Genomic DNA, 23,712 nt, shown 5'->3' with positions numbered 1-23,712 from the left:
AAGGATATCACGATTATGAAAAAGAAATATATTGCGCCTACAACCAGCGTGTTGAACGTAGAAGTTCATCAGATGATATGTGTGTCTGCTCAAGTAGATGAGAAACAGGAAATCACAAACGTCGATGACATTGGATCTCGTCAATACCGAAACTATTCTGTTTGGGAAGAGGAGGAAGAAGAGTAATCCCCTCCCTGACTCCCCGAGGGGAGGGAAAGGGGGATGAAACAAATCGTGCCGCCATTCACTGCGAATGGCGGCACGATTGTTTCTAATATGCTTATTGAAATGTGATGCTTGAAAGTTGCTTATTATCCATCTTGGTGACATCCGGGAACGTGTAGATTTTGCCGGTGGCAGCTTGGTAATATCTAATAGTGATGTTCTCTCCTTCTTTTCGTCCGAAGATGGTCAATAGTCCATCATCACTCTCCTTGTTGCTGACACCGCGGCACTCGTCACCTACGAAGGCTGCGATGAGATCATCGACGGCAGGTGTGATGGAGGCTTTGACAAACAGGGCGGTGATGTCGAAAGTCTGTACTACTGGGTACTTTGAAGAGCCATAGGTGAGCTGGGGTATGAAGTCGGTGCCCACTCCGATGTCTCTGCCTATGAGATAGGTAATTGTAGCAGTGCGGGCGAACACCTGCTTCAGCTGCGCATTGTAATACTTCAGCGTGACGACCAGCTGTTCTCCGTCGTTCTCATTGCCCCATGCCTTCAGGAGATAGGTTGTGGTGTTCTGCTCTGGACTGCCCAGAACGAGGGCGGGGCCCTGTACGGCGCGGCACTCGTCTGCCACGAAGATAGCCATGAGGTCGTCGGTGCTGGTATAGGGTATCAGTGCATCTTCAATCTGCACCTTTATGATGCTCCAGTTCTCATAGTTCTCGATGTCTGGCTCCTGCCAGTCGGGACGCTCTTCGTTGCCCCGCCAGTCAATCTGCCATGTTGGGGCCTCGCTTACTGTGGTGACGGTGTAGCCATCGGTCTTCGGCTCGTCATCGCTGCCGCAAGCCTCAAAGGTGAGGCTTGCCAGCAGGATAACGGTTGAATATAAGATGTTTTTCTTGTTCATAGTTTATCTGATTACGATTTTTCTACCATTGAAGATATATACTCCTTGCTGAGTGGGACGCTTGGACAGCTGGAAGCCGCTGATGGTGTACCATTTGCCAGCGGGCATGTCTGCACGGGCGAAACTGATCTGGGTCGGTTCGTCAGGGCTTCCGATGACGGCATTGGGTTTATATACCATCAACTCGCCAGTGGCAGCGACAATCTCGCCGTCGCGTTCAATAGCAAACCAAATGTCGGTCTGCCTATCCCCTCCAATGCTCATGTAGAGCGGTTCGGCGTCCTCTTCGTCGGACATGCTGTGTAGCGTTACCTCACCCATGCGCTCGCCATTGGCATAAGCGACCAAGACGTCTCCTTCTTCCGTCTCGACGCCGTCTATCACAGCACTCACCGTCATGGTTGTCTTGGTATGTGTAGGAGCAACGGCACTTCTGTTGGTCATGGCCCGTTCGTCGAGGAAAGTGCTTCCGGGTTCGTAGAACGGATAGTGGAAGCTGACCTTCCCACTGCCTTTTCGAAGGAGCATGTATCCCTCGCCGGGTTTCATGTACTCTAGATTGCCGCGCCAGCGTCCTGCACCGCCCGAAAAGGTGAAGTAGGCAAACTGGTCGTGGCTCTTGATGACATCGCCGGGTTCGGCCTTATCGTAGTAGTCGGTAAGTGCAGTCTCCACGGGCAGGTTCAGCATCGGTGTGTAGCCGATGGCATTCCAACCCTTGCCAACCCAGATGGTGCGCTCGTCCAGAGCCTTTATCAACTCGCCGGCAATGGGGAACTGAATATTCTGTGCCACTTTCACGGCGTAGGCAGTCTTGTGCGTCAACTTGAGACCTTGAGTTTTTTCGGATGACAGCCAGTGGCCGTTCTCATAGAGTAACGTGGTCTGTCCGTTCAGTTCCGTCAGCATGTCGCCTTCTTGCCAAGGCAGTCCTCCCAGGAGAAGGTCGAGATCTTCCATCTGCTCGTTCTTTACATTGAACGATACCCAGTTCCAGCCTTCCCTCAGGTTCATCATCTGAACATAGTTCGTGCCACCTTTGAATATCACCGGCTTGTCGAGTCCTGCGACGGAGTCTGCCTTAAAGGTCATTGTCTGCTTGTCGTTCACCGTCAGCGTCAGCTCGAGGCCCGTGGAGTACTGCCACAATTTGAAGTAGAGCTCACGGCCTTGGGCCAGGCTGTCGTAGGCGGTCAGGAAGACGTTGCTCTCGCTGGTCTTGGCAGAGTATTCCACTCTTGTGAAGCCATGACAGATGTTGTTGCGGTCGAACACTCCTACGATGTCGCGGGGCTCGATGTCTATCTGGTCGTTTACATACACACGTCCGATGATGTTCATCGAGTTCTCCAGCAGTTCGCTGTCCACGTTCCATGCCCAATCGGGCACGGAAGCCTCAACGGTCACTGTCAGATAAAGCGGTTCTGAGACACCTTCCTCATCGGTCAGGTAGAGAATCTCATCGTAGGTGCCCACGTTCAGGTCGGGGTTCACCGTTCCCTGGATGGATGCCCAGTCCTGCGGAGCGATGCGGTCGGTGTACTTGTCGAACGTCAGCCACGACGGACAGTTCTCGATGGTGTACATGTGGCTGGCAGCGCTGTTGTTGGCAACCACAAGATAGATGGTTTCTCCGTAGCCGTAGGTCACAGACTGCGAGTAGCGGTTGCTCATCCACTGCAGTGAGCTGTTCGTCACGTAGTAGCTGGCCGTCTGTGGTGAGGCCATAGCATTGCCGTTTCGGTCTTCCACGTCGCGCAGCGTCACATAGATATTACGGCGGTTCAGGCGGGCGTTACTCTCGTTGATACCCACATACAGCTGGTTGTCCTTGCCCACAAAATTGAAGTTCAGGTTCTTCAGTTCCTCATTGGGCACTACGGGTGCTGCCGTCTCGTTGGTGATACGGGTGATGATTTCTTCGGGCGAAGCTGTGAATACATAGTCGCGTACTAAGGTATCTGTCGGCTCCTTTGTCACGGGGTCGAGCTCGTAGCGCACGTTGCCATTGTCATCCAGATAGAGTTTCTTGCTGTACGGATAGGCCACCATCTCCAGGTCGTTGTCTTTCTGGCGCTCTTGCCTGTCGAAGGCAAGGTAGGTCAGCAGTCCTGCTTCGTCGCCCTTCGGGCTCCTTGTGGCATAGTTCTGTATGAGTGTTTGCGGCAGGGCCTGTGCGAAGAAGCATATCTCGTCGATATTACCTGTCAGCCAGTTGCGCGTGTCAACGGTGGCAACAGCACTCTCCTGACCGGGTTCGTCGTAGCGTGCGGCGCCGATGAGCGGGTGTCCGCCACTGATGCCGCCAAGAGAGTCGGCTGCAAACGTGGACCGTAGTATCTGGTCCACATAGATATTGGCCACATTAAACGCGCGGTTTACCGTCATGGCCAAGTGATGCCACTGTCCATCGCTCCAGTCACCGGGTATGTCCACGGTCATGCCGTGGGTCTTATAGCGCAGTTTCTCGGCTTCGAAGCCCAGACAGAACTGGTTTTCGGCATTAATCTCTTCTTTGCGTCCGGCGCCGTTCGAAACAAGTACGCCGCGACCCTCAGCATCGGTCTTGAACCAGAACATCAGTGTGTAATCCTGCTCTGCCGTGCGGTTCAGGGCATCCTGTGTCAGGGCAATGCCCTTGTCGTCATTCTCTACGCGCAGTGACAATCCGCGAGGCATGGCCCACGAGGCTCCCTTCAGTTCGGCATTGGCACCCTGTGTCTTGTCGAGAGCGTAGTTGCCCGTGCCTTCATTCATCGGATAATAATCAACGAGCCCCATCTCGTAGCCTGTGAGGCGTTTCGAGCCATAGGTGGTACCGATCAGTCCGCCCGTCATGGCTCGATACCACAGTCGGGCTTCCATCATGCGTCCCTTATAGTAGCTACTTTCGGTGGGGTCGTTCTCGTTGGTGCGTCCGAAGATGAGCGTGCCCGTTCCGTTATAGGACTCTTTCATGGCGCAGGCACCAATCTGCTTGCCGCCGTTATAGAATGTCAGCGTGCTGTCTTCCTTGTTGATGCTCATTGCAACCTGCGTAAAGGCTCCCTTCACGATGGATGAGTCAGAGAGGTATTCATTCTCGTTGATGACAGCCTTCAGCTTGAGGTCACCCGTGAGCCACAACTGCAGTTTCTTTCCGTTGGTGCCGTGTGAGAAGATGGGCATGTCGCGACCCGTCTCATCGGGTTTCACCATCAGATCGACCGTCAGGCTCTTGCCGCTGAAGTTGCGACGTGCCTCGGTCTCCACGCTGGCCTTGCCGTCGAAATGCAGCGAGACGGCCTCCGTCACGTTGTCGTTGTTCACCTCACCCTTCACCTCGAAGTTGGTGATGGAACTCAGGTAGTTGTGTTCAATGTCCTCCGAGAAGTTGAAGATGATGTTGTCGCCAAGCGTCAGCACGCCGCTCTTTGGTTCGGGAGTTCCGAACAGCTGGGGGCGGCGTGTGTCCTTTACGCCGCTGATGATGGGCGAAGCCGTTGTGAGGAACGAGTTGCCGTTTCTGCAGTACAGCACGGCCCTGAGGTCGTAGGCCTTCTCCATCACGGTGCCCTCTCCGTAGAAGTGGGTGGTGATGTTGCCGTTCTCGGGTATCATCTCGCGCATGCCACTGGCCTGAGCCATCAGAGTCGAGTCGGCATAGTAGGAACAGAGATTGGTCCATGAGTCTTCACCTCTCAGCGATTCCTTATACTGGAACTCGATGTGGTCGAAGTTGTGCTGGTGCTTGTTGAAACCATTGATGGTGACGGGCAGGAACCAGCCTCGACGGTCGTCGTACTGGGCATTGGTGTTCATCACCCATTTGTCGCCCGGCTGCGCGATGAGCACCGGTCCTGCCTCGTGCAGGTAGTGCACGTCGAAACTCACATAGTTCTGTGTGTTGGCGAAGTCGCCTTGCGATGCAACGCCGATCTTCAGACCTTCGTAGTCGAATTCCTCACCGGCATATACCTCCATTGTTTTCTCCATGACTTTGCCGGGGAAAAGCACGACGGTCATGCCCGTACCCGTCAGCGGTGCTCCGTCGATGAAGATTTTGGCGCCCTTGGGATTAGACTCCATATCCTGGATGAAGGTGAATATCGTCAGTCCGCCGGTGGCCGCCTCGGGCTGTTCGCTCTCGTTGGTGAGGTAAACCTTGAAGCGTGCGGGGTCGCCGATAGCCACACCGCTCACGCTCTGCTTGTCAAGCATAATCTTCGGGTTGCTGATCTTCTTAGTCCGTTCGTCGAGAATGCGCCCTCTGTCATAGAACAAGGTTTTGCGCTCATCCTCATAGGGGTTGCAGGTGGCACCTCCACGGGTACGATAGACGAATCCTCGTGCATAGCGCACATTCTGCATATCGTTGTCACGACTCAGGTAGCCTCCCACATAATCGGTCATATTGTTGAAGTTCTGTTCCGTGAACACATCGAATTGGCTGACATCTTTCACATACTTTGCATCGGTCAGCGTTCGATAGAGATCGATGTTCAGATGGCTTTTTGTGTCCATACTGATGTTGAAGCTCTCCTTCCTGCTGAAGGTCTTAGTCTCTCCTGACACATCCTTGACACTATAGTTTAGCGTGGGTAGGATGCTGAATTTAAATGTCTTGCCAAAGAATGCCATTTTCGACGAGAAGGCCGGGTTCTTATTGTCCGACGACTCTGACGAGCTGGCCGTTGCCGATGTGTTGACTTTTCCCCACAGGGACTTGACTATTTTTGAAACAATCCTTATGCCAAAGATAGAACTGGCGACCAGCGAGGCATCGGCGCCCGATTCATCAAAATAGTTGCCTGAGATAATGCCCGGGAGGTGGTAGTAGTTAGAAATGGAGTATTCGCTCTCGAACTGCTCGGCGTAGGTTACTTTCGTACCACCGTCAATGTCGTAGTTAGCCACAAAATCGGTGGCATTCAGTTTCTCTCGCTCGTTCTGGGCTATCATCTGTACCCAGCTGAATATGACCTGGTTTATCTCGGCCACCTCGTCAGAGGGGGTATCGCTGACGCTGGCAGGTACATGTATGACATAGTTCATACTGTCCACGGGCTGCATGGTGCTGGTGTAGTAGAATATCTCATCGCCTTTGGTATTGACCAGTCCGAAGTTTTCGCTGTCAGCCGGTACGAGCGAACGATAGACGGGCTTGCCTGTGGCATCAGCCTGTCGCTGTGCTTCCTCGGCGGTGCCGATGAACATCAGTTCGCGCAGTTCCTTCACCTTGGCGGGAATCAGTTCGTTGAGAATGTACTTCTGGGAGTGTATAAACTGCGACTCTATCTTCGGTCCGTAGCCTATCGACTCGTCACGCACCAGGTGGTATTTATTACCTTCTCGGTCCTGTCCCTCGGCAATGTGTACCAGCGAGCCATACTTGTTGGTGATGCCTGCCGTAGTACTGCCGCCCAACCGACCCAGCATGTGCTGGTAGATGCTGTCGGGTATGGCCCTGATGGTGCTCATGGGCGTCACGATGATGTTTTGGACTATGCCGATATAGAGGTCAGCTTCGGCCCCCACCATGGTGGCTGCACTGCTTGTGGTGATGTCCTGCGTCACATTCATCGTGTAGGCAAAGGCACGATGGCCTTGCATATCGAAGGCATATTCAAATTCCAGTACTTTCTCCAGATTAGAGGAGTTGATGATGCCGTTGGTATGACCTATTCCGCCGGCCGCGGCTACGGCACCCTGATAGTTCTCCAGTGTGGTGCCCGATGCCCACGAAAGTGCCAGTCCTGAATGGAGGCTCATATCGAGCGTGTAGTTATATTTCAACTTCGAGCCTTTCGACAGCGTTGCCGTGCTGCTTCCTCCCGGCGGGTCGCGCAGGATGTCGATGAGTTGTGGCTGACCATTGACGAGCACATCTTTGTTGTTACCGATGGCAAACATGTTCAGCACATATCCTTTGAGAGGTTCAGCCTCGTAGGTGGTGCCGTCCTGGGTCAGGGTCATCGTCACGGTCTTCACGGCATTCTCGCCGGTCAGCAGGCGTGTGGTCTGCCCGGCCTCCAGATAGAAGCGGCCCTGGCCATTCTCGTCCAGATCGACGAACTGCTGGTTCACTCCGTCCTTCAAGCCATTGTGAACCGTCACCCGTCCGCCACCAATCTTCACCAAGTCAACCTTTCCCGTGCGCTCATCATTATTATATATATAGCGCTCGCCAACCTGAATTTCGATGGGATACTTGCGCTCCAAACTGAACACGGGGTGTCCGAAGGTGTAGTCGGCAGTGCCGGCCATGACAGGCTCTGGTCCATGGTCTTCGGCAGGATCATTGTCTTCCTTGCCTCGACAGGTCAGCGACAGCTCACTCAGCTGAAGCTCATAGCCTTCGTAGGTTCCGATATTACCCCATGTCGAACTGAGGACCTCCAGACGGAAGTACTGACAGAAGGTGTGGTTGGGTACATTGAAGTTATATGTCTGACAGTTGAAGGCTCCCATTTTGCTGTCGGCGATCTCCATCAGAGTCGTCCATTCATCGTCCTGATTGGCTTTGCCAAGCAAGCGCATGGCCTTGGGGTTACGACCGTCGTAAATCTCCGTGTCGTCGCCAGTGGTCAGGTTGAGCGACTTGAGGCTGCATGGCGCTTCGGTGTTGAATTCTACCCACCACCCTGATGTATTGGAGACGACACACCATTTGGTGTTCGGGTTGCCGTCGAACATCATCTTGTATGACTCCGCTCCTGCCTTTACATGGCTGGCATCTGTTGGTGTCAGTTTGGGCGTATGGGTGTAATGGTCAAAGGGGTTGAAATACTCCTTGTATTCCTTCATGGCCTCATAGGCCAGTGGCACGGTCACCTTGTCGCCTCCGGCAGTCATGGCGACATAGCTCTTGTCGCCGAAATAGTCGAAGGTGTCGTAGCCCACCTGGCGGTAGGTGATCTCCACAGGGGCATGGTAGATGCGGTCGTAGCGGTAGTTATAGGTTTCTTCGGGCTGGCTGACGTTGATGCCGTCTGCACTGACGAAGGTACCCTCATACTTCACGGTGTCGGGCGTGAGACTCTCCGTCAGGTCGATGACCTCGCTCACCTGTCCGTCCTGGAACAGTGTGGGATAGCCCTCGCAATACACCTGCTGCACCTTCCATCGTACGGGCGGCAGCATCAGCACATATTCGCCGGTCACCGAGTCGGGCCTGACAACCATGCGCTTACGCTGCACGTCGGCTATGGTCTTGTGGCCCTTGCCGCCCGGGTGGTCGAACGTGAGTTGCCGTGAGCTCTTTGCCGGGTTTTGGTTATCATAGACCAGCCACGACGTGTTGTCGCCCTCGAGGGTGAGCACCATCGTCAGGTCGTCACCGAGGTTGTTGCGCGAGAGGTTGTTGTCCAGTGGCAGCGTGCCCTGGTCCTTGCCACCAACGATGCGTCCGGTGAGTTTCACCAGCGTGGCATCGTAGAAATAGGTCTGTGCGACCTTGTCGTCCAGCACCACGCCGTCGGCACTCTTGTAGTAGCCGTTGTTGACGAACGTGTGGTCTTGCATGACTACCTGTATGGTGTCGCGTATGCCGCCCATCACCTGGAAGTCGGCGCGTCCCTCAAAGTCGGTCTCCACCGGCTGTCCTGCGGCATTATGCAGCTGGCGGCCGTTCACCAGGAAGTGAGCTCCCTTGACCGGGATGCTCGTTCCTTCATACATCACATAGGCACTGAAGCCCAGTCCGTTGGTGATGGTGAACTCATGTACCTGCCGGTGGTTGCTCTCGTTGTTGAACGTCACGCTGTACGAATCGCGTTCCAGCTTGATGCCACCTTCGGAGACGGGTGTCACCACATAGACCACACTCGTCTGCCCCATGTACGACAGCGAGTCGGCCATGAAGTAGCCGGTATGGTCGGTCTTCACGGTTTTCTTCTCACCGCCGCTCTCGGGTACCACCTCCACGGAGATGTCAGGCACGCCAGTGCCGTCGTTGAAACGCACATAGCCCTCCAAGAGTCCGGTGTGCTTGCAGGCACCCTGTGCCACCTGCGTCTCGGTGAAGCTCACGCCCTCACAGTCGTTGGTCGCGCGTACCTTATACTCATAGTCCTCCAAGGGCGAGACGGTCTTGTCCTCGTAGCTCAGCTGGTCGATATTGGTTTCCACTTCCTTCCATGCACTATCGTCGGTTCCCTTCGGCCGACGCAGCACGGTGAAGAAGTCAATGGGGTTGCCGTCGGTCTCCCAGACGAGCAGCACGCTGCTTTGGCGTGTTTCTGTCTTCAGCGTCGGGTCTATCTTGCCTATGCTCTCGTAGTGGAAGGTGGGCAGCGTGGGAGTGGGATACGAGGCAGGAGGCTCAGCATACGACGTGAAGCGGAGTGCCACTTTCCCGTCTTTTTCCTGCCAACCATCGCCGAGGCTGCTCAGCATTTCGCCTACTGTGGGAGCAACAAAGGTCTGTGTCTCGTCTTTCGGCAGGAACTCCGTCAGGTGATAGCAGTTCGCGGATGCTCCTGTAACATTGGCCAGACCGCTTCCGATATGAGTCCAACTCATATTGGTGTTGGGGAAGCCTTCGAAACTTCCGTTCTCCACATTGTTGAAGAAAGTGTTGCTGTTGCCGCTTTCCTCCCAACCGAGGAATGCTCCGGCATACATGCCGGAACCAGCTCTTAGTGTGCCGTCGAAAAGACAGTTGGTGATGGTATGGCTGGTATTGTGGCCATGACCGATGAAACCGCCGATATGTGTTCTGTCGGTTTTCACCGTGACAGAGACTTGGCAGTTACTGATGATATTTCGTCTGCCCCTGGTGGCATTGCTGCTGGCAACAAGACCGGAGCAGTGGTTATACCCTTGGATTTTGCCCGTGACACGCAGATTCTCGATGGTATAATTCCAGGCAAAGCGGAAGGGTGCTATATTGTCAAGAGGATTCCAATAATCGTAGTTCAACGTATGGCCGTTACCATCGAAATGTCCTCGGAATGCGAGATTCTGTGTTGGACCTATGAGGCTTCTTGCATTGATGTCGGCATAGAGGCGTGCGTTCACGTCGTACAGGCCCTTGGCCTCCTGCACCATGTTGCGGAAGGTCTCCCAGTCGGCTTCTGTGCGGATGGGGAAGAAATAGGGTTCTATGCCATCCCATGTGTTTATGGGCGATGCACCCTGTTCGATATAGAGCTTGATGTCGTAGTCCACGCAAGGTCTCGTGAATGCCACTAATTTGTAGCGCTGCTGGCGTTCGTCGTCAGTAAGGGTGTAGAGCATGGAATCTATCGGTTCGCCGGCACGGTTCTTCATCAGGATGCGCAGTTTGAGTGCGGCTCGGTTGTCCCATACGGCATTGCGTTCGTTGGCATAGTTCCACGAGACGCGCACGGTGTGGGCTCGTTCGTCCTCCCACCGGGCATCGTACGAGGCGATGCGCAGCAGGTGGATGTCATCGACCAAGCATAAGGTATTTTGGGCACAGTTGTTGCCCTCCCAACCCCAGTTCTGGCTGATCATGCGGCGCACGCGGTAGGTCAGACTGTCGAGTGTACCGCCTTTCTTCAGCTGTTCCTTGACGATGGCCTCGACGAGCGTGCTGTCGGTAAATTCAAATTTCATGTTGTCGGGGTCGATGACGAAGGGCTCCGATGCGATGGTCACGAAGTCTTCCTCCTTGCCCGTCAGCGAGCGCTGCACCTCGAAGAAGTCGGCGTCGGTCAGGTCGTCCGTGTTCGGGTAGAGAATGGTCCACTCCAGCTTGACTGCCGCCTTGCTGTTGCCGGTGGGTATAGCTGTGAGGCCTACCGGAGCATGAACCATCGGCTGGTTCTGAACCTCCGATGAGATGTTTTCTATCGCATTGTCATCTTTGTCCTTATAGCTCACGACAATGCGGAAGTTATCGTGGGGCACGGTGGCATCAAGGTAGATCGTACCGCTGTTGGCATTGGTGGGCATGGATTGAGTGACCTTTTTACCGCTTTGGTCTGTGTATTCATAGCGCGCTGCCGTCAGCTTGTCGGAGGCGATGAACCAGGGCACTTCTATCTTGCCGCTCTCGCTGTAGGAAAGGGTGGCCATCGTCACCTGCGGGGTAATAATGTCTTGGGCTGGCGGCATAGAGACAGGCACGTCTTCCAGTCCCGGAACATTCATGGCATCACGGCTGTTGCCGTTGCGGTGGACGTCCCACGAGAACTTCAGGTCCTTGCCCAGCAGGTCGTAGGGCACGCGCCACACGGCATAGACGTTGAAGGTCTTACCGTCGGAGTTGCGATAGACCAGACGCTGGATGTCGCCGTCGGCCTTGGTCAGCGTGAAGTAGCTGGCGGAGTTGCCTTGTGTCACCTCGATGCTGCCGCCCACGTCGGTGCGGAAGTGTATCCAGATGTCCTTGTTGTCGTTGTCGGTGTCGCCGTCGCGCTGCCAGTGGAAGCAGGTCTCGGTGTGGGTCCCGCTGTCGTCGGTCCACGTCACCTTCAGGTTGCCGTTGTCCACCCAGCAGTCGGCACCGTCCATGTCATAGACGGGGGCGGAGATGCGGATGGTGTTCGACCCGTTGAGCATCACCTGATACTTCCAGGTGTCGTCAACATGCGTGGCCACAGCCGTCTGTGGCAGCAGCCAGGTAAGAAGCATCAGAAGCAACATTAGTCGCTCTCGTTTAATTCTTTCGATGGGTTTTTTCATTATGTTCAGTTTATAGATTTAGTCTATGTAGAATGGTGTCACGGTGGCTTCCGTAGTATGGATTCAAATGGCATTTTGTGGCCGCTGTCAGCACCAAGGACATTCGCATTCCATGCAACCTGCCATTATGATGACGTTAGTCACTACTGCTGGCATATACAAAAGTTGCATTATATTTAATTATGTGTATATAGTTTGGTTACAAAGATAATAAAAAAAATTAAGAAACATTATATTCTTTCCATTTTTTTTCTCCATATTATTTATCCTCCTTGCTCTTTATCTATTCCTTCTTGTTAAAATACAATGGCAGGAAGTGGACTAATTTATGAACAGAAACAAAACGTGCCACCATTCGCTATGAATGGCGGCACGTCCTGTTTCAACGCTCTCTTTTCCTCCCCTCGGGGAGGTTAGGAGGGGGTCCCGTTACTCTTCCTTCTCTTCCCACACGTCGTAGCGACGAGAGAGGTTGTTTCCTGTGTCATCGGTTGTTTGCGTGAAGTCATCCTGTGTGGGCGATGCCTCATTGGTGTTGAGCAGCGAACCAGTCAGCAGATGCTGAGTTGCTATCTTAGTGATGGCCATTGATGGCGTCATATAAGTCTTTTTCATAATGAATGTCTCCCAAGATTATTTAATGATTACTTTTTTCCCATTTACAACATACACGCCCTTCTTCAGCTGTACATTCTTGCCCATACCGAGCGGAGCAATGGCTACCTTACACCCATCGAGCGTATAAATAGCTCCCTCGCCTTCGGAGAGGGCTGGGGTGAGGTTCTTGATGCCAGTAGCCTCGTCGTCCAACGAGATAAAGCCACGAGCATTAGTACCGCTTGGGATGCTTGTTGCGGGAATGTATGCCGAGTTAGCACGGACGGTGAAGTCGTTAGTGTTCTTATAGAAGCCCAGTCCTCTGTCACCCGTCTTCAGTACGAAGATAGTGTTAGCGTCCTTCACGGTCTCGGTGGTAACGCCCTCCATGATATTTGCCACGGGCTCGGCGCTGGCGCAGACAGGCACGCTAGCCGTCTCGCCGCTTACCAGCAGTCCGGTGTTGGCAGGCACCTTGCCCGTCACCTTCGTGAATTTCACGGTGTTGCCTTCCACCGTAGCAGTGTATGCCGTCAGCGATGTGACGTCGGTGAAGTCAAGAGGATGATTGCTGCAATAGGTTGCCCAACCAGCATCAGAGATGGCAATGGATGTGTTCGTGGGAAGGGTTGTAACATAGCCCTTTGTCTCGTCGAGAATCGCCTTTACGACGATTCTCGTTGCACGAATCTGGTCGTTTTCTGTAGCATAACACCTAATAGAAGATACATTGTTGAGGCCTGTGATGGTCTGAGTTGTGCCATCAGTAGCAAGCGTTCCAACAGATACAGAGTTAATCATATAAGTAGACTCAGATAATGTAGCAACAACACTTGTCAAAACACCAGTGGTTGAAATTTCGAAATAATTGGATGTGCCATCTGTTACAGTCCATGTATTTGGTGTTTTACTAGTATAATGCTTACCAGCAGAAATTTCTAATTCAATTTCTGTATCATTATCCTGCCAAGTTCTTGTTCCTGTAGAAGTAAGGTTAGAAATATCAGAAGCATCGAATGTTGCAGAGACATGTTTCTTCAGTACATCACTATAAACAGCATAGTAATTAATGTCTGCATCACCCATGTTAGCCTCAGTTACTGTTGCAGGCTTATCGACAGCAGTACCATCAATAGCAGCAGATGCCCATCCCTCAAACATAAATCCGCCTACAGCAGGAGTAGGATTAGTTGGGAATACTATAGCAGTCTCTTCCTCTACACTTTCTTCACTAATCTTTGTACCATTATCATAGAAAGCTACTGTATGAGAAGGATTGTTCACAGTAATCTCAATGCTCTTACTGAAGGTCTCGCCTTTCTTGTAGTTAGCATCGTCCTTATCCACATTCAATGTAGCAGTGATGTTAACAGTACCCTTACCAACAGCAGTAATCACTCCATCAGCAGCTACGGTAGCAACATCGGTATTATCAGAAGCATAGGTATAAGCAGCAGTCCAGCCAGCCTGGTCGTTGGCAACGGTTGTATTTGTCGTGTTGCCCTTAATCAGAGTTGTTTCAGTTGCTGTGAAAGAAGTGATATTAACTGCCTCGCGAGTGTCGGCTGCGACAGTGGTGCAATAGCCAGAATAAGTATCAGGAGTACCTGTCACCCAATCAACATCTATCTCATCAAGATACATAGCACCGTCATTAGAACGAATTCCGATATATGTATAATCTCCCACTATATTCAATTCTGTACTTGTCTCATATACAATACTACCAATTTTTGTTCCCAAAGTAGCAGATTCTGAAGAATAAAGATTAGAGGCACTAGAATATGCTGTATTCTTACCGTATACATCCAATGTTCTACCTGTTGCAGTATTACTATTCCAAACAACAGTTACCTTTTTGGCCTGTCCACCAGATGCAGTAGAAACTATACCACTATTTTCTTTCGAACGCAACTGTATCGCATTATTACCTGCTGCACTGTTTCCTGCATAGACAGCACCTGAAACAATAGTTTTACCTGACCAGCCAGAATATGATGTTCCTGTAACTCCAGTAGTTGTTTTAGTCAGCTCGTCCGTCTTTGTTGTTGAACTACCTGGAGTTACATCAGCGTAACAGGCATAATAGGTAACATCTTCATCACCCATTGTTGCAGAGGTAACAAATGTAGGTGCTTCATCTGTAGTGCCGGTAATAGTAGCAGCTACCCAACCAACGAACACTTTTCCATCAACAGCTGCAGGATTCGTAGCAGGAAATACAATAGCCTTACCTTCTTCTGTAGAAACAGTAGCATGTGTCTCGCCACCATTCTTTTTGAAAATTGCATTATGATATACTTTAGCAGCAAATGTTGCACTTAACGTAACATCATGTTCCGTCATTGTATAAGAAGTGGCAGCTGTATAAGTATGAGTTGAAGCATCTACAGCTTTCCAATTCACAAAATTATAGTCATCAGAGGGAGTAGCAGTAACGGAAAGAACAGTACCTGCAATAAATTTATCCCCAGAAGTAACCACATCATCTCCATTCTTAACAACAAGAGTTCCACCAGTAGGAGCTATGATTGTAACTGTATACGTTGGGATTTCCTCGAAGTTAATTCGAACTGTACAATTCTCTGTTGCCGTGACAGTAAATATATTACCAGACTGTGACTGTGATACTGTTGCTGAACCAGCAATCACCTCATAAGGTGTTACTGTACTTATACGGCATCCAGCAGCTGGAGTTGCAGTAATCACGTTATTCTCGACCGAAACAGTACCTAAAGATGTATTATTCGACTCGCCAGTAAGAGTAAAACTAACCCCTTTTACAACTTTATAGAAAAAAGCAATGGTACCGGTTGAACTGGCATAAGAACGCAGTCCACTTGTTCCGTTTATTCGAAGATGGCGTGTTGCTGTCGTTTTATTAGCAACTGCATAATTTGTCCCAGAAACGTACGTAGTACCAATAATAAGATCTGTATTTGTTCCTGTAGATGTTGCCATACTAAAGGTATTAGAAGTAGGAACTTGCAAATAATATTTTGTACTTCCGATTGTAGCTTCAGCGGTGAATGAATTACCATCATTAGCTTTCTTCAAGGTATAATAGATTGGCGTTTGTGCAGAAGGTAACGCTGTCTTACCCCAAGAAGATGTACCTTCATAATGGAATCCCGTTCCATCAACTCCCAAAACATATTCAGCGGATTCATCAATGTTGGCGATTGAAGTCAATTGCTCATAAGTATCCGCCACACTACTCAAGCCCCCTACTATGAAGGCGCATAGCAGGAGCATAGTTTTTAGTAAAAATGTCTTTTTCATATATATAATAATTAGTTAGTCTATGGCAATTTAGTTGAGAGTAGGTGCAGACGTCTGTTTCGCAACAAATGTGGGACAACTCTACAACTTGTTGTTGTGTGGCATTTATAATTACACCGTCAACGTTGCAAAGATATACAATAAATATTTATTCTGCAAATAATTGAAGAAGAAAATGAAAAAAGAACCCCACCTCGGCCCTCCCTCGGGAGGGTTGTGGTGGCGTTGTTCTTGGTCGGTTTTTGTTCAATAAACACAAAAACTGAAAACACAAAAGGTCTCAGAAAGTTGCGTTATAGTGCTGCTTTCGTCTTGTTATAGTTTCGCTTTTGCGTTGTAATAGCTTTACTTTTGATGTCCGTCCAGCCCCTAGATGTGGCGCATCCAGCCCCTGGAACGGGTCGTTTTAGCCCCTGGATGCGGTTGTTCTAAGGGCTGGATGTAGAGCATCCAGGGGCTAGACCAGAAATGATAGCTTCGGTTTTAGACTTTAGAAACGCCTCTTCTGGACATTAGAACACGTGCTTTTAGACGTTAAAAACGGCCCTCTTCAGACTCTGGAAATGCCAATTCAAGACTCTGGGAGCATCGCGAAACCTACGCAATTGCAACACTAATACAGCTACTTTGCTAACTTCCGACTTAAGTCAAAAGATACAAAAGTGCCGCTCTTGACATGCAAAAGCGGCACATTCAGCACGTAAAAGTGTCGAGGGAGCCTCGGATTACCTTGGCTTCATATAGCTCAAAGGAATGACGAGTTACTTCTTGATGCGATAGAGACGGAACGACATGGCTGGCAACTGATCGTTCAGCACAACAGCCTTCTTGGCTGCTTCGCACTTCACACTGCCTGCCACAGGCGTGATCTTGGTGGGGGTATCCAGCGTGTTCTCGTCGTCCATCGAACCGTTATGGTTCAGTGTCAGCGTGGTGGCTACAGGGGCACCCGTCATGCCCTGCAGGTTGAGCGTGATGTCCTGCGCCTGTTTGTTGGTGTTGACCACCTTCACGATGATCTCGCCAGTGGTCTTGTCGAAGACCGACGAGGCAAACAATCCATCCTGACCATCAAGTCCTGCCACGGGTTGTGACTTCTTGCCCTTGGCGTCGGCGGGATCCTTCATCGTCAGTTTCAATACGTTGGTGCCTTTATTCATGGCATACATCTGCTGCACGTAGTAGCTCACAGACTTGAACAAACGCAGGTTGTCGTACCAGATCATGTCGGGGCGCCACTGCCAACCGTCAACATGGGCGAAGAGAGGAGCGTAGGTAGCCATTTCAACGATGTCGGCATTGCGCTCAATGCCCGTCATGAAGGCAGCCTCGTAGAGTGATGTCTCGTAGTGGTTCCACTTCTTGCCCTTGCCGTGACAGGCATACTCGCCGGCAAACACCTTGGGACCCTTGCGGTCGTAGCTGTCGTAGCGCATGGCACCACAGTTGCCATATTTCTTCTTGGCCTCGGGAGTGGCAAGGAACCACGCCTCGGGACGATAGAAGTGCTCATCGACCAGGTCGGCCTTCTGTGCCTTCATGGCCTCCCATCCTTTCTCAAACATCTTGCCCTCAGAGTCGGGACCGCTGGTACCTATAATCTTGATGTTGGGGTATTTGGCACGGATGGCTGTCACGAAAGGTTTCAGACGCTCAAAGTAAGGTGTGTCCCACTGCTCGTTGCCCACACCAATATACTTCATGTTGAAGGGGGCAGGGTGGCCCATCTCGGCACGGATCTTGGCCCACTTAGAGGTGGCAGGGTCGCCATTGGCAAACTCGATCAGGTCCAGACAGTCGTCGATGAACGGCTGCAGCTCGTCCATCTGCGCATGAGCATCGAGCTTGTTCTGAAACTGACATGCCAGACCAACGCTGAGCACGGGCAGTGGCTCGGCACCGATGTCTTCGCAGAGCTGGAAGAACTCGAAGAAGCCCAGGCCGTAGCTCTGGTAGTAGTCGGCAAAATAGCGATAGTCGAAGGTGTCCTCCCAGCGGTTGCGGTTCAGCGGACGGTTCTCTACAGGGCCAATGGTGTTCTTCCATTGGTAGCGGGTGTCAAGTGTGGTGCCCTCAACGATGCATCCGCCGGGGAAGCGGAACACACCGGGGTGCATGTCCTGGAGCGCCTCGGCCAAGTCGCGACGCATGCCGTTGACACGTCCTTTATAGGTATCTACGGGGAACAGTGAGATGTGCTCCAAAGCGACGGGGTTGTCATTGCTGAGGAAGATGCGTAGCTGCGCCTTGGCATTGGTGCGGGTTGACTTTAAGACGATCTCGTATTTCTGCCAGTCGGCAGAGGTGATGTCAAGTTTCTGCTCTACAAACTGCTGGCGCTCCTCCATGGTGTTCTGATCAATCAGTTGCACGCGAATCTGCGACTTGCCCTTGGGCGCCTTGGCCCACACGCTGAAGCGGTATTGCTTGTCTTTCTCCACGCCGATGCCAAAGAAGCCCTCGTTCTGCAGACCAGTGCGGCGCTCGCGATGGCCAGGGTCTGAGAGCACGACATAGTGAGGACAACGCTCAAAGGGACCATCGTCCTTCAGAGCCACGTTGCCAAACACATGCCACCCCATGAACGACTGTGGAAATTCGAACGAACGGTTCTTAACCAGCTCGCCATACAGACCGCCATCGGCAGCAAAATTGATGTCTTCAAAGAAAATGCCATACATGGTTGGCGACACGGGAGCACCTATCTTCTTGGTGTTTACGTCCATCACATGACCGGCATGAACAGCCAGCGATGCAGCAAACAGCATGGTGCAGGAGATCAGTTTTAGTTTCATATAAATAGTTAGTTGTATGTATAGTTCTACTTTCTTTCAATCCTTTTAGGACCTTTATCGTGCAAAATTAGTTAAAAAAAGACAAAGAAACAAATCATTTACGAAAAAATGACTACTTTTGTAACACTTTAACGAACATGCTAACGAATATGAAAACAATACTTGTAGCTGAAGATAACGACAGTAACTACCTCCTGATGACTTACATCCTGAAAAGAGACTATCAGGTGATACGTGCAACCAACGGATTGGAGGCCGTAGATAGAGTGAATGCCGGTGGCATTGACTTGGTGCTGATGGACATCAAAATGCCCGTGATGGATGGTTTGGAGGCTACTAAGAAAATTAGGGAATCGCACCCAGAACTTCCTATCATTGCACTGACGGCAAATGCTTTCGAAACAGATAAGCAGTTGGCCCTTGAGGCGGGAAGCAATGATTTCCTGACGAAGCCTGTCAACAGCAGAAAATGTCTGGATGCGATCGCTAAGTTTATTTAATCAAGATGAAGTGCTTTTAACAAAGAAAGCACAGTAGGTGAGATAGAGCACGCAACACAGCGTGACCATGATACCACCTACGATTCCTACAGAACTTATTGCAAAGCCTATGGCGGGGGTGACGACACCACCGCCTGCTACAGCTGTGATCATAAGACCTGAAATCTGGTTGGCCTTATCGGGCTTGGCCTGTAGCGCCATGGCGTAAATGATCGAAAAGACGGAAGAGGCGAAGAAGCCTACCGCACCGATGCACACCATGTTGACCGTCGCATCGTGCCAGGCGGTCATGATCAACAGTGAGGCTATGCAACACAGGATGTTGACCCTGAAATAGCGAATGCTGGATATGCGTGCCAGGGCGAACACGCCCATAAAGGCGCCTATGGTGCGACAGAGAAAGTAGGTCTGCGGTGCAAACTTCACTTGGCTTTCGGTCCACCCGAAGCGCATGGCCATCAATTTGGAACTGATGAAATTGGTGGCAACATCAACACCGACAATAAAGAATATGCCAAGGAACAGCAAGAGGATGGTCTTGTCTTTCAGTAGTGCAAACGAACTGGACAGTGAGACCTGCTGCCCGGTGCTTGGCGTCTCGCGCTGAATGGGGGTGAGCATCAGCCACAGAGCCGACAAGAGGGTGATGAGTCCCAGAATGGGGAAACAGTAATACCACCGCTCCTCGCCACCAAAAGCGACAGCCAACAATACAATCTCAGGACCTGCCAGCGATGAGATGGCCTTGATGACCTGACCAGCAGTCAGACTGCTGGTCAGGAGCCTGCTATCACTCACGACGTTGTTTAATAATGGATTCAGTGACACCTGAAGGATGGCATTGCCGATGCCCAGCAGTGCATAGGCCAGCATGCAAGTGGCGCTGTTGTAGGTCAGCAGTGGCAGCAGCATGCCCACCAAGGTGATGCCCATGCTGAGCAGTACGGTGTTCTTGCGGCCCCACTTGTTCATCTGGTTGCCCACGGGGATGCCGAGAAACAGAAACCAGATGAAGACCAGCGAGGGCACAAAGCCCGTCATGACGGGCGACCACCCGAAGCTGCGCTGCACATAGTCGGACGAGATGCCGACTATGTCGCAGAAGCCCATCACAAAGAAGGCAAATAATATGGGAAGGGATTTTTTCATGTTATTTTAATTGAGGACAGGGAACAGGAATGGTGGTGCCCCAGGCTTGGTTGGGCTTGGCTCCCATCTTGAGCTTCAGGGTGCCGCCCTTGTAGAGTACGTCGCGGAACAGCCAGCACTGGTCGAGGGGCTTGCCGTTCAGTTGGGCCGACTGCACATAGTAGGCATCGCTGCCGTTGCCCTCGGTTTCGATGACGAAGGTCTTGCCCGAGGCATAACGGTCGCTGAGCTGTATCTCGATGCGGTCGAACAGCGGGCTGCCCAACTGATAGGTGGGATGCTGGCAGGCACCGCCCTGCACGTCGAACAGTCCCATAGACGACATCACGAACCAAGCTCCCAGCTGTCCTTGATCTTCATCCTGACCATAGCCGTAGCCATGCTCGCCAGTGGTGCCGTAGAACTCTTCACAGATGAGACGCGTCCACTTCTGGGTGAGGTAGGGCTTGCCCGAGAAGTTGAACAGCCAGGGTATGTGAAGGCTGGGTTGATTGCCGTGGTTGTAGGGACTGGACACACCAGAAAAGGCATTGGTCACCTTGCCGCCACCAAAGACGGTCTGGCGTGCCACGGTGAAAATGGAGTCAAGCCGGTGGTTGAATGTCTCTTGACCCACACGAGCCACCAGTCCTTCGGGGTTCTGAGGAACAAAGAAGGTGTATTGGAAGGCGTTGCCCTCTTGGAAACCGCGCCATGACTCCAGGGGATTGAAGTGGTCGATGAAGTCGCCATTGGCCACCCGTGGACGAACCATCTTCAGCGTGTCGTCGAACACCTTGGCCCATCCATTAGACAGTGCCATCAGCTTCTGATAGTCGGCTTCTTTGCCTAAAGCCTTGGCCAACTGTGCCACGGCATAGGCACTGAAACTGTACTCCAGGGTGTGAGACACCGAGAACTGTGAACCGCCTGCGTGGGTGCCGTAGAAGACGCTGTCGTCGAAGGGCACATAGCCCTTGGCCACAAACTGACCTACGTCCATCTTGCCTGCACCCTCAATGCGGTGGTCGGCACCAAGTTCGTTCTTCAAAGCTGCCTCATAGGCGGTGGCAATGTCGAAGTTGCGGATGCCACTATTGTAGGCACCGGCAATGGCAATACTGGTCATGTTGGTGCCTACGCCCGAGACGTACTTGCTGTTGGCGACGCCATCGCCCAGCCAACCGGCATCCTGATAGATGCGCAACTGGCTGTTCACCCAGTCGTTGTAGTACTCGGGGAACACCATCGCCCATAGAGGGGTGAGGTTCCAATAGCCACCCCAGATGGCATCGGTATTATAAAAATTGTAAGCGGGCTTGCCGTTTCTGTCTTTGGGAAGCGTGCCCACGGTGCCATCGTTCTTGGGATAGGAACCATTGACGTCGTTGGCCAGACCGCGTCCCAGCAGCACATGGTATAGGCCTGTGTAGAACTTAACCTTGTTATCTTCCGTGCCGCCCGTCACCTTGATGCGGTTCAGCGCCTGATGCCATTTTTGGGTGGTGGCGGCCAGTGCCTGATCGAAGGTCAGCTGATTGGCCTCAGTCTGCAGGTTCTGCTTGGCATTGGCAATGGAGGTATAAGAGAGGCCAATCTTCACGTTCACCTGCTCGTCCTGTTTGGTAGCGTAGTTCAAACTCATGATGGCACCAGGACCGTGAATCTCTGTGCCGCTCTGCAGCTGACCTCCCTGATGGAACACATCTACAGAGACGGGGGCCTTGTCAAGCACAGCATAGAAATACATCGACACGGTGGCACCAGCCTGATACTTCTTGACGTACTCGGGTTCGGTGATGACATAGCCCTCGATGGTCTTGTCATCTACTTGACGGATAAAGGCGTCCTTGACAGCTCCACTCTCGCCTTGGCGGTTGCCGATGTTGAACAGGATGTGTGACTGATCGGAGGCGGGGAACGTGTAGCGCTGGAAACCAACGCGGGCGGTGGCGGTCAGTTCGACACGCACCTGATAGTCTTTCAATAGGACAGAGTAGTAGCCGGGATGGGCACTCTCGTCAATCTTTTCGAAGCGTGAACGGAAACCTTCGTCGGGTGTTTCCATCTTACCGGGGATGGTCTTGACCGTTCCAGTGACGGGCATCAGCGCAATGCCGCCCACCTGAAACTCGTGCAGGCATGGAAAACCGTCGATGGAGGTATGGCCGTCCTCATAGCCTATGGCCTCCCAACCCTGGTTGTTGCCATAGGTGCCATTGGTTGAGGCACTCAGCTTGGCCATGCCAAAGGGCTCGGCGGCAGGGGTGTAGAAGAACCAACGACTGTGGACGGTACCCAGGTTGGGCTTGACGTAGCCTAACAACGTGGTGTCGATTTGTGACTTTTGCTGTGTAGAACAACCTGTCAGACAGGCTAACGACAGGATGCCAAAGATGAATCTGATCTTTCTCATTATTACTATACTATATATACTTATTATCGTCTTTTTCGCAGCTTTATTGTCCTGCCACCTCGCCTTTGTAGAGAGCAATGAGGCTCAGACCGTCGAGAGCAGCTGCCTGCATGAGCAGACTCTCTATGCGTTTGGGCGATCCGCCGGTCCAGTCTTCGTAGAAGAAGCCTGTCTGGTTGCGCGCCTTTTCGTAGGCGTGGTCGGTAAAGTTGATAAAGGTGTCGATATAGTTCTGGGCAGTCTTGTAGTAAGGCAGGATGTCAACAAACGCGTTGATGAGTTTGATGGTGAACCAGGGGTCGTTGGCAGGGTAGGCCAACGCCATGCCATTGGCAGGCCGCACGAAATAGTTGTAGGCGCCCTCGGCAGAAGCCTTGGCATGGTCGAGGTACTTCTCGTCGCCGGTGATTCTGTAGAGACGCACACCATTGGAAATCATGACGCCAGTGTTGTAGGTCCACTTGGTCTTATTGATGGTGCCATTTACCTGTTTGTCGTTCCAGTAGTTGTTGTCCTCGGGGTCGCGCAGGTTGGCGTAGAGCCAGTTATAGAGGCGTTTGGCAAAGGCCAGAACGTCTGTCTTCTCTTCTGATGCACAAACATGGTAGTACTCCAATAGGAATAGGGTGGCATAGCCATTGGCACAGGCGGGCTTGTTGGAGTCGCCAACGCCAGCTTGGTTCTTCTGCGACTCGTTCCACCAGAGTCCGCCGCCATGGATGTTGTCTTCGCCCGACTTCAGGAAACTGACAATGCGCTTGGCTCGCTCCAGGTAGGTCTGATCGCCCGTCAGTTTGTAGGCGTGCACCAGGTCGATGCCTACGATTGAGTTGTCATCGTAGAAACGGGTGCCACTGCCACTCACACCGTTGGTCTGTGAGCCGTAGCCACCGATGTTGACATCGCCAGAGGTGCGCCAGTAGAGTTCGAATCGGTCAACCATGCCCTTGTAGTCAAAGTCGTAGCCCAGCGCATAGAGATTGGCTGCACCCGAAACTAAACCATCGTAAGGCCAAAGGAACGATGCCGACAAGTCGCCGGCTTGCTTGGGGTAGTTCTCATTGTAGAGACCACGGGTAGGACCGTTCTTCACCTGATAGTACTGGTTGATGAGGTCGAACAAGGCTTTGGCTCGCTCGTGATAGACAATCTTCTCGGTGGGCTCTTCGGGAGCGGAGGGATTGGCGGGAGGAGTGAACTCCTCCACGCCTGATCCGCCGCAGGAAATTAATACGGTTGTTAAAGTCACTAACAAGACTTTGATTCTCAACATATTGCTGC

Annotated in this window: 10 protein-coding genes; 2 read left to right on the top strand and 8 right to left on the bottom strand. The window is 52.0% G+C overall.

Annotation, left to right across the window (positions count from 1 at the left end):
• Window positions 1-15 precede the first annotated feature (15 nt).
• Complete coding sequence (locus L6472_RS11990; RefSeq protein ID WP_237805402.1) at window positions 16-186, top strand: hypothetical protein; 171 nt, start codon at window positions 16-18, stop codon at window positions 184-186.
• A 94-nt stretch (window positions 187-280) separates the two neighbouring features.
• Here the strand turns inward: L6472_RS11990 and L6472_RS11985 are convergent, their stop codons facing one another.
• From L6472_RS11985 to L6472_RS11965, 5 genes are all read right to left on the bottom strand, one after another.
• Window positions 281-1,081, bottom strand: coding sequence for a hypothetical protein (locus L6472_RS11985; RefSeq protein WP_237805400.1), 801 nt, complete (start codon window positions 1,079-1,081; stop codon window positions 281-283).
• Between the two features lie 3 nt (window positions 1,082-1,084).
• On the bottom strand, window positions 1,085-11,713 hold the full coding sequence (locus tag L6472_RS11980) for a LamG-like jellyroll fold domain-containing protein (protein ID WP_237805398.1): 10,629 nt from the start codon (window positions 11,711-11,713) through the stop codon (window positions 1,085-1,087).
• Between the two features lie 429 nt (window positions 11,714-12,142).
• A complete protein-coding gene (locus L6472_RS11975; RefSeq protein WP_237805390.1) occupies window positions 12,143-12,328 on the bottom strand; it encodes a hypothetical protein in 186 nt (61 codons plus the stop codon).
• An 18-nt stretch (window positions 12,329-12,346) separates the two neighbouring features.
• Window positions 12,347-15,019 (bottom strand): Ig domain-containing protein, encoded by a 2,673-nt coding sequence (locus L6472_RS11970; protein WP_237805387.1) that lies wholly within the window; start codon window positions 15,017-15,019, stop codon window positions 12,347-12,349.
• 1,334 nt (window positions 15,020-16,353) lie between these two features.
• Entirely contained in the window at window positions 16,354-18,387 is a 2,034-nt protein-coding gene (locus tag L6472_RS11965) for an alpha-L-arabinofuranosidase C-terminal domain-containing protein (protein WP_237805385.1), read from the bottom strand.
• Window positions 18,388-18,536: 149 nt separating this feature from the next.
• On the opposite strand from L6472_RS11965, the gene L6472_RS11960 reads away from it, so the two are divergent.
• Window positions 18,537-18,887 carry a response regulator gene (locus L6472_RS11960; RefSeq protein ID WP_237805384.1) on the top strand — a complete coding sequence of 117 codons (351 nt, stop codon included), beginning with the start codon at window positions 18,537-18,539 and terminating at the stop codon, window positions 18,885-18,887.
• Here the strand turns inward: L6472_RS11960 and L6472_RS11955 are convergent, their stop codons facing one another.
• From L6472_RS11955 to L6472_RS11945, 3 genes are read right to left on the bottom strand one after another with little or no spacing between them, the layout of a single operon-like run.
• On the bottom strand, window positions 18,888-20,036 hold the full coding sequence (locus tag L6472_RS11955) for a sugar MFS transporter (protein ID WP_237805382.1): 1,149 nt from the start codon (window positions 20,034-20,036) through the stop codon (window positions 18,888-18,890).
• Window position 20,037: 1 nt separating this feature from the next.
• Window positions 20,038-22,431, bottom strand: coding sequence for a GH92 family glycosyl hydrolase (locus L6472_RS11950; protein ID WP_237805380.1), 2,394 nt, complete (start codon window positions 22,429-22,431; stop codon window positions 20,038-20,040).
• Window positions 22,432-22,474: 43 nt separating this feature from the next.
• On the bottom strand, window positions 22,475-23,704 hold the full coding sequence (locus L6472_RS11945; protein WP_237805378.1) for a glycoside hydrolase family 76 protein: 1,230 nt from the start codon (window positions 23,702-23,704) through the stop codon (window positions 22,475-22,477).
• Window positions 23,705-23,712: the final 8 nt, after the last annotated feature.

It is taken from the genome of Prevotella sp. E13-17 (assembly GCF_022024035.1).
Classification (GTDB): domain Bacteria; phylum Bacteroidota; class Bacteroidia; order Bacteroidales; family Bacteroidaceae; genus Prevotella.
The sequence above is the reverse complement of the archived record's forward strand: the minus strand, read 5'-3'. Positions and strand labels throughout refer to the sequence as shown.

Excerpts from the sequence above, each read along its gene's own strand:
- L6472_RS11975 (WP_237805390.1), bottom strand. The coding sequence starts at position 12,328 with ATGAAAAAGACTTATATGACGCCATCAATGGCCATCACTAAGATAGCA.
- L6472_RS11945 (WP_237805378.1), bottom strand. The coding sequence starts at position 23,704 with ATGTTGAGAATCAAAGTCTTGTTAGTGACTTTAACAACCGTATTAATT.
- L6472_RS11950 (WP_237805380.1), bottom strand. The coding sequence starts at position 22,431 with ATGAGAAAGATCAGATTCATCTTTGGCATCCTGTCGTTAGCCTGTCTG.
- L6472_RS11955 (WP_237805382.1), bottom strand. The coding sequence starts at position 20,036 with ATGAAAAAATCCCTTCCCATATTATTTGCCTTCTTTGTGATGGGCTTC.
- L6472_RS11990 (WP_237805402.1), top strand. The coding sequence starts at position 16 with ATGAAAAAGAAATATATTGCGCCTACAACCAGCGTGTTGAACGTAGAA.
- L6472_RS11965 (WP_237805385.1), bottom strand. The coding sequence starts at position 18,387 with ATGAAACTAAAACTGATCTCCTGCACCATGCTGTTTGCTGCATCGCTG.
- L6472_RS11960 (WP_237805384.1), top strand. The coding sequence starts at position 18,537 with ATGAAAACAATACTTGTAGCTGAAGATAACGACAGTAACTACCTCCTG.
- L6472_RS11980 (WP_237805398.1), bottom strand. The coding sequence starts at position 11,713 with ATGAAAAAACCCATCGAAAGAATTAAACGAGAGCGACTAATGTTGCTT.
- L6472_RS11985 (WP_237805400.1), bottom strand. The coding sequence starts at position 1,081 with ATGAACAAGAAAAACATCTTATATTCAACCGTTATCCTGCTGGCAAGC.